At 48.3% G+C, this 13294-nt stretch carries 13 protein-coding genes; 2 read left to right on the top strand and 11 right to left on the bottom strand.

The window, feature by feature from the left end:
* Window positions 1–168: 168 nt before the first annotated feature.
* The 4 genes from epsC to MOZ60_RS10520 form a co-directional block, all read right to left on the bottom strand.
* On the bottom strand, window positions 169–990 hold the full coding sequence (gene epsC / locus MOZ60_RS10535; protein WP_370596643.1) for a serine O-acetyltransferase EpsC: 822 nt from the start codon (window positions 988–990) through the stop codon (window positions 169–171).
* A 20-nt stretch (window positions 991–1010) separates the two neighbouring features.
* Entirely contained in the window at window positions 1011–1943 is a 933-nt protein-coding gene (cysK, locus tag MOZ60_RS10530) for a cysteine synthase A (protein WP_370596642.1), read from the bottom strand.
* 265 nt (window positions 1944–2208) lie between these two features.
* Entirely contained in the window at window positions 2209–3225 is a 1017-nt protein-coding gene (galE, locus tag MOZ60_RS10525) for a UDP-glucose 4-epimerase GalE (protein WP_108774276.1), read from the bottom strand.
* A 46-nt stretch (window positions 3226–3271) separates the two neighbouring features.
* Window positions 3272–4792, bottom strand: coding sequence for a UDP-glucose--hexose-1-phosphate uridylyltransferase (locus MOZ60_RS10520; protein ID WP_370596641.1), 1521 nt, complete (start codon window positions 4790–4792; stop codon window positions 3272–3274).
* A 144-nt stretch (window positions 4793–4936) separates the two neighbouring features.
* Between MOZ60_RS10520 and MOZ60_RS10515 the strand changes: the two genes are divergently transcribed.
* Window positions 4937–7831 (top strand): insulinase family protein, encoded by a 2895-nt coding sequence (locus tag MOZ60_RS10515; RefSeq protein ID WP_370596640.1) that lies wholly within the window; start codon window positions 4937–4939, stop codon window positions 7829–7831.
* A 221-nt stretch (window positions 7832–8052) separates the two neighbouring features.
* Here MOZ60_RS10515 and MOZ60_RS10510 read toward each other — a convergent pair whose 3' ends face one another.
* The 7 genes from MOZ60_RS10510 to MOZ60_RS10480 form a co-directional block, all read right to left on the bottom strand.
* Window positions 8053–8397 (bottom strand): hypothetical protein, encoded by a 345-nt coding sequence (locus MOZ60_RS10510; RefSeq protein ID WP_370596639.1) that lies wholly within the window; start codon window positions 8395–8397, stop codon window positions 8053–8055.
* Entirely contained in the window at window positions 8397–9233 is an 837-nt protein-coding gene (locus MOZ60_RS10505; RefSeq protein ID WP_370596638.1) for a Rossmann-fold NAD(P)-binding domain-containing protein, read from the bottom strand. The genes MOZ60_RS10510 and MOZ60_RS10505 overlap by 1 nt, the downstream gene beginning before the upstream one ends.
* Window positions 9233–10129 (bottom strand): HAD family hydrolase, encoded by an 897-nt coding sequence (locus tag MOZ60_RS10500; protein WP_370596637.1) that lies wholly within the window; start codon window positions 10127–10129, stop codon window positions 9233–9235. Before MOZ60_RS10500 ends, MOZ60_RS10505 begins: the two co-directional genes overlap by 1 nt.
* Before the next feature lie 27 nt (window positions 10130–10156).
* Window positions 10157–10519: a DUF488 domain-containing protein gene (locus MOZ60_RS10495; RefSeq protein WP_108774282.1), complete on the bottom strand. Its 363-nt coding sequence runs from the start codon at window positions 10517–10519 to the stop codon at window positions 10157–10159.
* Window positions 10520–10595: 76 nt separating this feature from the next.
* Complete coding sequence (locus MOZ60_RS10490; protein WP_370596636.1) at window positions 10596–11192, bottom strand: ECF transporter S component; 597 nt, start codon at window positions 11190–11192, stop codon at window positions 10596–10598.
* A 90-nt stretch (window positions 11193–11282) separates the two neighbouring features.
* Window positions 11283–11705 carry a cytidine deaminase gene (locus MOZ60_RS10485; RefSeq protein WP_370596635.1) on the bottom strand — a complete coding sequence of 141 codons (423 nt, stop codon included), beginning with the start codon at window positions 11703–11705 and terminating at the stop codon, window positions 11283–11285.
* 75 nt (window positions 11706–11780) lie between these two features.
* Window positions 11781–11957, bottom strand: a complete 177-nt coding sequence (locus MOZ60_RS10480) for a hypothetical protein (protein ID WP_277635503.1) — start codon at window positions 11955–11957, stop codon at window positions 11781–11783.
* Window positions 11958–12148: 191 nt separating this feature from the next.
* On the opposite strand from MOZ60_RS10480, the gene MOZ60_RS10475 reads away from it, so the two are divergent.
* Window positions 12149–12817, top strand: coding sequence for a zinc ribbon domain-containing protein (locus tag MOZ60_RS10475; protein ID WP_370596634.1), 669 nt, complete (start codon window positions 12149–12151; stop codon window positions 12815–12817).
* The last annotated feature ends 477 nt before the right edge of the window (window positions 12818–13294 follow it).

The raw sequence follows: 13294 nt of genomic DNA, 5'->3' as shown, positions 1-13294 counted from the left end.
CTTGGACAATCACCATTCTAGATAGATGGGGTGCTTCTTTCTATAAGAAGCACCGGCCTTCCTCCCGCATAGCGGGAGGTTTTCTGTTTCGCACCTCTTCGGTGCTCAACAGCGCTCCTACGCATAAAAAAAACAGAATCCCGCTAGAGATTCTGTTTTTCATTGCATTTACTTTTGACTGCCCGTGTAATAGATCACAGATCCCGGAGGTACACTGTGCAGCAGCCACACATTGCCGCCAATGACGGAATGATCGCCGACTTTGGTATCTCCGCCCAGAATCGTTGCATTGGCATAGATGACGACATGGCTGCCGATATCCGGGTGGCGTTTTCCACCTTTGACAGGATTGCCGTCCTGATCGAGATGGAAGCTGCGCGCACCGATTGTCACGCCCTGATACAGCTTGACATGATCGCCGATTCTTGCCGTCTCACCAATCACAATGCCGGTTCCGTGATCAATGCAGAAATATGCGCCGATTGTAGCCCCAGGGTTAATATCAATCCCGGTTTTTTCATGGGCATATTCTGCCATGACTCTGGGCAGATATGGTACATGCAGTGTATAGAGGACATGGGCAATACGGTAAATCATGACCGCATAGAAGCCCGGATAGCAGAGTATGATCTCTGCTTTGCTTTTGGCAGCAGGATCACCATCATAGATTGCCTGCAGATCACTCATCAGCAGCTTCTTAACCTGAGGCAGCGAAGACATGAAGGCATCCGCAATCGCAGAGGCATCCACAGAGGGATCGCCGATCCGGTTATTCACAATCCGGATTTCTTTCTCCAGGCATGCCTGCAGTTCTATAAAGGCCTCACTCTGACTCAGATCAGAGAAATGATAATAGCCTGGCAGCAGAATGACCTGTGCTTCCTTCAGAAGATAGACGATCACCTTCCGATCCGGCAATCCGGAAGTTTCCTGAAGTGACGGATCTGTGATTTCATTCAGTTCTGCCAGAATTTCTGCTGCCTTGCTCATGTGTCCCCCTTGTCGTTCAGTTACTCTGCAAACATGGATGTGGAAAGATAGCGGTCACCGGAATCCGGCAGAATAATGACAATATTCTTACCCGCATTCTCTTCACGCTGTGCCAGCTTGATGGCTGCAGCCACAGCAGCACCGGAAGAAATACCAACCAGCACACCCGTACGGCGGCCAAACTCACCGCCAACCTTTAATGCCTCATCATTGGTGATGCGCACAATCTCATCAATCAGGCTTGTATCCATGACTTCCGGAATAAAGCCGGCACCAATACCCTGAATCTTGTGCGGGCCTGGCTTCTCACCAGAAAGCACTGCCGAAGAATCCGGTTCCACTGCCACAACTTTGACATTCGGATTCTTTTCCTTCAGATACTTTCCTGTACCAGTCAAAGTACCGCCGGTGCCGACACCGGACACCAGGATATCGACCTTGCCATCGGTATCATTCCAGATTTCAGGGCCAGTGGTTGTATAGTGTGCCTTCACATTGGAAGGATTGACAAACTGACCGGCAACCCAGGAACCCGGGATCTCTTTGGACAGTTCATCTGCCTTAGCAATGGCACCCTTCATACCCTTGGCACCTTCGGACAGCACCAGCTCTGCACCATATGCCTTCATCAGCTTGCGGCGCTCAACTGACATGGAATCCGGCATCACAATGATCACCCGGTATCCTCTGGATACACCGACTGCACTCAGGCCAATACCGGTATTGCCAGATGTTGGTTCAATAATTGTACCACCTTTTTTCAGGCGGCCATCCTTTTCTGCATCATCAATCATCTGTCTGGCAATTCTGTCCTTGATGGAGCCTGTCGCATTCAGATACTCCAGCTTGCCCAGCAGCTTTGCCTTCGCTCCATACTCTTCTTCAATACCTTTCAGTTCCAGCAGCGGCGTATTGCCAATCAGCTGCTCTACGGATGTGTAAATCTTACTCATGTTCTCTTCTCCTTTTCCAAACAAAAACCCGGTGTATCTCTTGACACCGGGTATCACTTCTACTGCTTTCTGATGCACGTAAAATACGTGAATCACGCAAGGTGAATCCCGGTATGATACATGCAACAACATACGGCCGTGAATACTGTTACGATCTTCATATGGGATCCTCCTGACATGTTTTATAATACCTGAACTTTTCCGAATGTCCAGTGTTTTGATATGAATTACGAACTAAAAAACAGGCTGCCATGCAGCCTGTGTGTTAATCGCCGTAACCGTCTGGATTCTTGCACTGCCAGTTCCAGGCATCCCTGCACATGTCATCCAGATTCTTTTCTGCCTTCCAGCCAAGCACTTTATATGCCTTGGTCGGATCAGAATAGCATGTGGCAATATCGCCCGGGCGGCGCGGATCAATCACATACGGAATCTCTTTGCCGCATGCCTTGGAGAAGGCATGGATGATATCCAGCACAGAATAGCCGACACCTGTGCCAAGGTTGAAGATGTTCACACCCTGCAGCTTGTCAAAGCCGCGGATCGCACTGACATGTCCCTTGGCCAGATCAACGACATGGATGTAGTCACGCACGCCGGTGCCATCCGGTGTGTCATAGTCATTGCCAAAGACATGAACCTTTTCCAGCTTGCCAAGGGCAACCTGACTGACATATGGCAGCAGGTTGTTCGGAATACCCTTGGGATCCTCACCAATCAGACCAGATTCATGGGCTCCAATCGGATTGAAGTATCTCAGCAGCATGACCTGCCATTCATTGTCTGCCTTCCAGATATCGGTCAGAATTCTTTCCTGCATGGACTTGGTTTCGCCATACGGATTGGTTGTCTTGCCCAGCGGGCACTCTTCTGTGATCGGTACAAATGCCGGATCACCATAGACCGTTGCACTGGATGAGAAGACAAAACGCTTGCAGCCATGGTGACGCATCACATCACACAGCACCAGGGTTGTATTCAGGTTGTTTGTATAATATTCAATCGGCTTGCGGGTAGATTCCCCAACAGCCTTGTAGCCGGCAAAATGAATCACAGCATCAATCTTTTCATGATCAAACAGATCATTCAGTGCCTTGCGGTCTGCCACATCAATGTTATAGAAGGCTGGACGCCTGCCTGTAATCTTTTCAATCCTGTCCACAACAAGTTCCTTGGAGTTGTACAGGTTGTCCGCAATCACGACATCATAGCCTGCATTGAGCAGCTCCACACATGTATGGCTGCCGATAAAGCCGGTGCCGCCAGTTACCAGAATCTTCATGTTTCCGTTTTCTCCTTTGCTATTCCATTATAGCCTGCCAAGGCAATTATGCACCAAGTGCCTGCAGGAAACGTGCAAATTGTGCCCTGCCGGTTTCTGTATCCTTGAAGACGCCGCAGTCTTCCAGCACATGCAGGAATACCGTTCCAACTTCCTGCTGCAGGACATTGTTTACAAGATTTTCGTCCGTGCTTCCGACAATTTCCGGATGACGTGCTTCCACTTCCTTCAGCCATGGCGCATGTGCTTCCAGGGCAGGCACCTTCATCACATCCTCCCCCTTCATTTCTGTCTCCTTCATCAGCTCCATATCCTTTAACAGACGGGAAGGCAGAACAGCCAGGCCCATCACTTCAATCAGGCCGATATTTTCTCTTTTAATATGATGATATTCAGGATGCGGATGGAAGATGCCAAGCGGATATTTCTCACTTGTGCAGTTATTGCGCAGCACCAGATCCAGCTCATACGCATTACCCTTGCGGCGGGCAATCGGTGTAACCGTATTGTGGCGCACATCGCCATCAAACGCATGGAAGCCAGCTTCTTCATCACTGTAATGAATCCATGTCTGCAGAATATGATCCGCGCACTCACAAAGACGCTTTGGATCTTCTCCATCCAGGCGGATGACACTCATCGGCCACTTAACGATGCCAGCCTGAATATCCTGAAAGCCACGGACTGTAAATGTCTGACGCACAGGTGCCTTTGCCATGGCAAATTCATACTTGCCGCCCTGGAAATGTTCATGTGTCAGAATGGAGCCGCCTACAATCGGAATATCGGCATTGGAACCGATCATGTAATGTGGGAACTGTCCGACAAAATCCAGCAGGCTGGCAAAAGCATGGCGGTCAATATGCATCGGCTCATGCTTTTCAGACAGCACAATACAGTGCTCATGATAATAGCTGTACGGACTGTACTGCATGTAATACCGTGCTCCGTCCAGTGTTAAAGGAATCAGCCGGATTGTCTGTCTGGCCGGATGATCCAGACGTCCTGCATAGCCTTCATTCTGCCGGCACAGCAGACACTTCGGATACATTTCCTGCTTCTTCTTTAATGCCGCCGCAATGGCACGTGGATCTTTCTCCGGCTTGGAAAGATTGATCGTGATGTCAAAGTCACCATACGGCGTTGCCGTCTTCCATCTGCGGTCCTTTGCAATCCGGTACGTGCGCACATAATCACTGTCACAGCTCAGCTGATAGAAATAATCCGTTGCTTTTTCCGGGCTTTCCTGATCATACTGACGAAATTTTGAAATCACCTGGGAAGGGCGCGGCGTCAGCACACCCATCAGTCTTGTATCAAACAGATCACGGGTGGCAACGCCATCTTCAATGATGCCTCTTGCCACAGCATCATCCAGAAGTTCTTTCAAGATTTCTTCCAGCGGTCTGCTGCCATTTCCACCTTCAATCGTAAAATCAGCCGGCGGTTCCAGCTTCATGACATCCAGAAGCTGATTGCCAGCATATACGGCATCCTCTGGTTCAATCAGATGACGACTGATCCCATAGGCTGTCAGATCCTTTACTGCATCCAAAACCATTTTCATGCCTCCTGCATTCTCACACGATTATAGAAGTGCAATCGCAGGATGCCTACAGAAAATCTTTTGTATCTTCGTGAAATTCGTTCACTTTCCACCCCATTTTCTGCGTTTTCCTTATAATAGCCTTTGTAACTGGAGGTAATACGCGTGGAAGAAAATCATTCCATCAGGAACTACGAACTGGTCAGCACCCGCTTTCTGCCCGATTTCCAGGCAGAACTGTATGAGTACCGGCACATCAGGACCGGTGCCCGTATCTGCTGGCTGGACAATCATGATGAAAACAAGACGTTTGCCATCTGCTTCAAGACCATTCCCTTTGATGACACCGGCGTCTTTCATATCCTTGAACATTCCGTGCTCAACGGCAGTGACCGCTATCCGGTCAAGGAACCATTTGTTGAACTGCTGAAAAGCAGTATGAACACATTTCTCAATGCCATCACCTTTGATGACAAGACGATGTATCCGATCTCAAGCCGCAATGACAAAGACTTCATGAATCTGATGTCCGTCTATCTGGATGCGGTCTTCTGCCCGGCTGTGCGCCACAACCCGAATATCTTCTATCAGGAAGGCTGGCATTATGAAATCCATGATGCGAAACAGCAGCCTGTATACAAAGGCGTCGTGCTCAATGAGATGAAAGGTGCTTTTGCCAATGTGGATGAAACAGTGCTGAATGCCATGAACCGCCTGCTCTTCCCGGATTCCTGCTATCAGTATGTATCCGGCGGTGATCCTGCCTGCATTACAGATCTCAGCTATGCGGATTTTGTGGCGGCCCATCAGAAATTCTATCAGCCTTGCAACGCCAGAATCTGGCTGGATGGTGATCTCGACATTGAAAAAGTGCTGGATTATATCGATGTCAATTACCTTTCCCATGGCACAAAGATGGACCATGACTTTGACATTCCCATGCAGCAGCCAACGCAGGGAAAAACAATTCAGGTACCGTTTGAAATCTCCCCGGAAGAAGACAGCAGAAACCGCTCCATTATCAGCTTTGGCCGCATCATGTCACGCTTTGACGATGCCAAGCGAAACATTGCCCTTTCGGCACTGTCAGAAGTGCTCACCGGCAATAATGATGCCCCGCTGAAAAAGCCATTGCTGGAGAAAGGACTGTGTGAAGATGTATCGTTTGATCTGTACGATGGCATTCAGCAGCCTTACTGCCTGTTAACTGTGCGCAATACAGAACCTGAAAAGCTGGATGAAATCAAGGCTGCGGTTACAGACGCAATCCATCAGCTGTGCAAAGACGGCATTGATCAGAGTGAGCTGACTGCATCATTGAACCAGATGGAGTTCCACTATCGTGAAAAGCAGGAACCAAGCGGTGTCATGAATGCCGAGGATGCCATGGAAAGCTGGCTGTATGGCGGTGATCCTGCCTTGTATCTCAATGTCGGATCCCTGTATCAGCAGCTGCGTGAGGAAGCAGGTTCCGGTTATTTTGAGAAGCTGCTGAATGAATTCTTTGCGGATGATGGCAGGCTGCAGACCGTGATTGCCGCGGCGGACAGACAGGCTGGCAAAGCCCGTGTGGAAGCAGAGCAGGAAAAACTCACCGATGCAAAAAAGAGCTGGAAAGATGTCAATGCGATGGTGGAAGCCACCAAAGCACTGGAAGCCTGGCAGGCTGCACCAGACAGTGAAGAAAACAAAGCCACGCTGCCAAAACTCACTCTGGATGATGTGGAAAAGAAACCGCGGCCTGACCACTTTCAGGAAACAGCCTATCGGGATGTGCCGATGCTGGTATATCCGAAAGAACCTTCTGGCATTGTCTATCTCAACCTGTACTTCAACATTGCCGGCATTCGGAAAGAGCTTCTTCCTGAAGCTGGCTTCCTGACATCCCTGCTTGGCGAGCTGCCAACCAGTCATCACAGTGTTGCCGAGCTGCAGAAACTTGTGCATACATGGATCGGATCGCTGTCCTTTACACCGGTCTGTTATGCTCCGGATTGTGATCCGTCCGCAACAATTCCAATGATTGCGGTGCGCTGCTCTGTGCTTTCTGCCAACAAGGAAAAAGCCGTCCAGCTGATCCAGGAAATCCTGCGGGATACCCAGTTTGATGCAAAGCTGATTCTGCCCCTGCTGCGCCAGTCCGTGCAGGACTTTGAGCAGACATTGACGAGCAGCGGACATGCCTTTGCGGCAGGCCGCGTCAATGCCCGCCTCAGTGCAGACGGCGTCTTCTCTGAATATACCGCCGGCTTTACCAGCGGCAGATGGCTGGAAAGCCTGGAAGCAGATTATGACAATCAGATCGGTGCCGTCATCAATGATCTTCAACTGTTCCGTGACAACTTCTTTATTGGATCCCGTCTCAGTGTTTCCTGCACAGAAGATGGCGATACAGAGTGGATTCACCAGCTGATTGATAGTCTGCCAATGGGTGATGCCCATCGGGCAAAGGTACATTATCCCCTGCTGGAAAAGCAGAATGAAGGCATTGTTATTCCGGGTGATGTTTCCTATGCCGCCAAAGGTGTATTACTGCCGGCATATGATGCCCATATCCATGTCATGACGCATCTGTTAACCTATGACTGGCTGTGGAATGAAGTCAGAGTCAAGGGAGGTGCCTATGGCACTGGCATCAATGGCAATTCTCTTGGCGGTGTGACTGCATATTCCTACCGTGATCCCGATCCCGCCAATGCTCTGCATGCCTTTGCCAATATCGGCAGCTATCTGCATGAAAAAGCAGAAGAAAACATGGATATCACGTCCTATGTGATTGGTGCCATTGCGGCTGTATCACCATTGCTTTCACCAAGATCCCGCATCATTGTGTCTGATGCCAGATGGTTTGGCCGCATCTCTTATCAGACAAGATGCGAAAACAGGCAGAAAATGCTGGGAAGCACCATTCAGGAACTGGATGCACTTGGCGCAGAGCTTTCCGAGGCGATGCAAAACGGTCCGGTATGTATCATTGGCCCGGCCGCAAAGCTGCAGGAAATGCAGGATGAGCATCTGACGATCCTGCCGGCAAGACCAAAACACGCTGATACAAAATAACACATACTGCCGCATGCATATGCATGCGGTTTTTTCATAAAAAAGACCGGCATAACCGGTCAAACAAGGAAAGGCAGGAACCAGATATCAGTTTGCGGAAAGTATCAAAGTACAGCCCGCCTTTCAGCAGACAGAATCTGTCTGCTGGCAGCAATACTGCCTGTTATCAGTTTAGCATTCCTGAAATATTTGCCCATCCGCAACTGTGAGTATTAACAATATTATTTCTTCAGCTGCTCTTTATCCTTCAGATAGGCCACAAACGGCATGGCAGGATTATAGAAGACACGTGTCTGTGTGCCCTCCCGAAACAGTCTGTCATCAGACGGCACCCCTTCAGTCAGTGTGTAGGAGATGCCGTACACATTGTACTGTACGCTGATATTGTCAATGCCTTTGGATACCTGTGTACGGTGCATAATGTAGCCATTGGCAATGCCCGTGCAGTTTTTCTTGGATTTGCGGGTGACCGGATGATGCACCGTTAACATCAGATCAATTGCAAACAGCAGAGCAAATGCGGCCAGACAGATCACAATCAGCAGCAGTGTCATATCTTTAGACATCAGGCATCATCCTTTCCATACATCATCACAAAACAGACACATGCATCCTGTCTGTCCTGGACAACCATCATATTCAGCTTCTCATAGCCATAACATACCATGCCATTCAGATTCTGGCGGAAACCTTCCTGCCCGCTGGCATGATTCAATAACGCACATGCCTGATCAAAGCCAAGGCTCATCTCACCCGCATCCAGGTTCTGATAGTGGGCCTGTCCGTTTTTCCCCGGCATGATCAGACGCATACTGATCAAAGATAAATGATTCGCAAAATGCAGCGACATCACCCATTCCCGGCCAAACAAAGATACTGGACGGCCGATATTCACCTTCTCCTTTGATACAGGAGGCAGCACATCCCGGTACAGACGCGTCTTCTGAAAATCATCCCAGGTCATTCTGTCATCCAGAACGACTTTCTGGTTGATGATCAAAGAGCCTGAGCCAAAATGAACCGTAGCAGAATACAGCTGATTGACGTCCGGAAAGACCATGCCGACAGCTTTGATCAGCTGGAAGACAAACTCTTCTGCCTCTTCCGGTGTACCATCATAATTCAGCACTGGTTTCTGTCCTTTTTCAAAAGTAAGAGAAATTTCATGCAGGACAGAAGACTTTCCATGATAGACAAGCTTGTCCGCACTGCGCATTCTGCTGGCAAAATCGGATGCTTTACGGCTGTCCTCCAGGCTTTCAGACAACTGCTCTGATGGATATGCCTGCTCCCCAATCTCGATCCTTTCCAGCGCAGGATCATCACTGTTCATCAGCGTAATGATGGTCAGTACATGTTCCTGCCATGTATCAAAGCCATCCTGTATTTCCATCCGGTTCATTATTTCTGACTCCCTTCCTGGCGGGCAAGTGCTTCCAGAATCTCATCATACTGCTCCACTGTGATGAGATTTTCATGCAGAAATGCTATCAGGATGCCATGTGAGCCAATATCGGCCGTCACCCAGTCAGCCGCTTCTTTGGTCACCGGGGTGGCATTGCCCATGGCAATGGCATGATGAACAGCTCGAAACATCGGAATATCATTACTGCTGTCACCAATCCCGATCGTATCTTCCACACTGCCGCCATAATACGAAAGCACATGTCCGATGCCCGTACCCTTGTTAATCGTCCCATTGGTAATCTCACCAATGCAGAAATGATCATCCGGCAGATTCATGGACTGGGTCAGGATATACGGCTTTTTCAAACGTTTTTCCAGTTCTGGATATTTTGGCTCCCAGCTGTCTCCAAATGCACAGATCTTATAAATATGATCCGATGCTTCATCACCATATGACACCGGATACGTACAGTTTTTCTCAGCATTGGCAATCTGTACGCTCCTGTCCTTTGATCCTCCGGAGAAATACCATAACAGCTTCTCATAGCCAGCCGGCGAACAATAGGCACCGGCACTGCCTTCCAGGGAATAGCCCAAGCCCATGCCATCCAGCAGCTGCCGGAACTCTGTCACATCATCCGGCGGGATAGGATGGTCAAAGATCCGCTTCCGTTCGGCATATACCATCGCGCCGGCCCCCATAATGAAACCATCACATTTATAATCCAAATAACTTACAATCTCAGCCAGTGATCTTCCTGTACAAAGAAAAATCTTATGGCCGTTATGTCTGGCCGCAAAGATTGCCTGCTCGGCACTGGCAGGAATGCCGCCCTGGGCAACGCTGTACAGCGTTCCATCAATATCAAGAAATATATACTTTCTATTCATGCAAAAATTGTACCTGTTCGGGATATATCAGTCCAGTTTTGACTGCAGCCATGCTGCAAGCACAGGCGCATTGTTATGTTCTTCATCTTTGGACCCAAACACGAGCGTTACATTTCCCTTTGCAAGCTGTTCTTTCACCATGGCAAGCAGATCAGATGCGGCCGGATTATTTTCCAGTTCCTTCTGATATGCAGCTGTAAAGGCATCAAAGTCATGATCCGCATGAAACTGTTTGCGCAGATCACTGCTTGGCGCAGCCTCTTTTGCCCAGGAAAACAATTCTGCCTTTTCTTTGGAAATTCCTCTTGGCCACAGCCTGTCCACCAGAATCCGGCAGCCATCTGTTTCTGCTGGAGCCAGATAAATTCTTTTTACCTGCAGCACACCCATATCACACCTCCAGATTTCATTCTTATTGTAGTCTTGCCAAACAAAAAAGGCATCCGCAGATGCCTGAATCGAGCAATCAATACTTTGGACCAATCTTCTTCAGTGTGCCATTGTTAGCTAAGCGCGGGCGCAGAGCCAGATACAGAATGCTTGCAATAATCACAGCCAGAATGGCATTGGTGAAGGTTGTTACAGCATTCCACTTTGCAAGTGCTGCAGCAGCCTTGGCTGGTGCCCCAAGAATATAAGCTGTATAGAAATAACCAAACAGCGGCTCGCCAATGCAGTTAAACAGCATGCCGCCGGCACAGGAGATCACGGTTGCCCAGACCAGCTTCCTGCCAGACAGACGGTTGATGTGAAAGGCATGATGGGCAATCAGACCTGTAACCACACCAATGCCAAGTTTCAGGATAATGGTCTTTGGTGCCACTGTAATGTAAACCGGATCCAGCAGATCGCCAATGCCCATACCGATGGCACCGGCAATGCCGCCAGGCAGACCGCCCAGCAGTAAAGCTGCCAGCACATCAAACGTATTGCCAAGATGGAAGGCTGTGTAACCACCCGGTGTTGGAATATTGATCTTCAGATATGTGAATGAAACATAGGCCAGTGCCGCCATCAAACCAATGACGCAAAGCCGCAGAACCGGATTTCTTTTGTTCTCCATATAATTGTCCCCTTTTCTCTGAGAGCAATTATACCGTCATCTGGTTATATGAATATATCCAGTTTTGGCAAATATTATATGACCAGATAATCAGCAGGTACCTTCAAGATCCTTAGGTCCAAATCCCTGCGGCAGCAGCTGCTTCAATGTATAAACCTCACTGTGTGAAGGATCAATGCCAAGGATGATCTGGAATGTATCCGGATTGCAGAACTCCATCATGACCTGCCGGCAGACACCGCACGGCGGGCAGAATACAGTTGGTTCCTCTCCTGCCTTGCCGCCGACAATCGCAATTTTCACAAAATCATGATGACCTGCACAAACCGCAGAAAAGAAGGCTGTGCGTTCCGCACAGTTGGTAGCGGAAAAACCGGCATTTTCAATGTTGCAGCCAAGGAATACTTCACCATCTGCTGTTTCAAGAGCAGCACCTACCGCCCAGTGCGAATACGGTATATACGCATTTTTTCTGGCTTTTAAAGCCATCCTGATCAATTCACTGTTTTCCATAAATCATTACCTCTGTCCTTTCAGGATAGCACAAAAAGATGATGACCACGCCAATGATCATCATCCCGCATTGCATTATCTTGTTACTTTCTGCAGATGTCTGTCTGCCTCATTCATCATCTGGGCATTATGGCAGCGTGCACCATCCATCATCACAGCCGTCCAGCCATAAATCTCTATGCCCTGACGAATCGTATCGATCATCCGTGAAGCTAAACTTGTATGTCTCTGCTCTGTTCTTAATACAGTCATATCATATTCCTCCTGATATGAATAATATTATATTGTCATAGTTCTTATAAGATAGCTTATTAGCACCTGTTTTATAGTATATTATTATCATATTAGAGTGATGATGAATATTCTGATATCGATACATCTGCCTGCGCACAGAAGTGTATTTTATCCTATAATTCTCATAGAAAGATCAGGAGGAACATACGATGAAAGCCTGTCCAAAATGCGGTAAAGAAAACCGTGATGATGCAAACTTCTGTTCCTGGTGCGGCACAAAGCTGGATGAACCGCAGTCTGACGATCCTGCAGTAAAGCCAGAATCTTCGGATAATGCGGAAGAAAAGAAGGAAGAAAGCCCAGTAACAGACCTCGGTACCACAGAGAAAAACACGGAAGAGCCAAAGAAACCTGAAACAGAAAACAGCGATGTTAAGCCACAGCCGGAAAAGAAGTCATTTCAGACTGATTACCTGTATGGCATCAGCGGTGTTCTGTTAATTGCCGGCACAGTATTGCCACTATTTTCTGTAAAAATGTCAATGCTTGAGACAAGCTGGTCCATCAGCGGCAATGCCTATGATATTGATTCTTTGCTGGCAGTGCTGCTGGATGTGATTGGGATTGCCGCATTAATCATTCCTTATCGTTTCAAAAAGTACATGCCGCTTCTGCGCATTGGCGCCGCATTTGCATTGATCTTCACTTTTGTTCTGCATCATCAGATCAACTATGCCACCAGGATGAATAATTCCGGCTATGATACCGGCCTGAATATTCATGCAGGAATCGGTAAATGGCTGCTTGTCATCGGTGCCATCGGCCTTGCGGCTGCCAGCATCATTACCTGGCGCAAAGAGAATCATTCCTCATACTGATCATGGCATATATTCTGAATGTCATCCAGAATGATACGACACGCTTCAAAAGTGAGATGACTGTTCTTATTCGTTGAACTCATTTCAATACCTGCTGAGAGCCAGAGCAGATATCGGATAAGAAAAATTGTAAGACTGAATTCCACTGATGAAAGAGTGGACATTCCTGTAAGACAAGATCAACTTCAGCGATGCTATTGTGAAACTTACTTTTTCACACTTGCAGAACCTGAAAACCCGGGATGGGATAAACCATTCCGGGTTTTATAGTGTGTCGGGCATGGCACACATCTAGCCTGCAATAGAGGCAGGCCGCGGGTATTTGTCGCCAAGCGAAGTGAACTACCAGACGAGGGTGAATAACCCAGAGCGAAAGCAGTAGCTAGCATATTTCTGAGCTTACGTACAGAAACCTGATTGAGGCCATAAGGCGGATAAGGCTGCTATGCAAGCTGAAGTCCAAAAGACAAACGTAAA

Source organism: Grylomicrobium aquisgranense, assembly GCF_033971865.1.
GTDB lineage: Bacteria > Bacillota_I > Bacilli_A > Erysipelotrichales > Erysipelotrichaceae > Bulleidia > Bulleidia massiliensis.
This window is presented reverse-complemented; position numbering and strand designations above follow the sequence as displayed.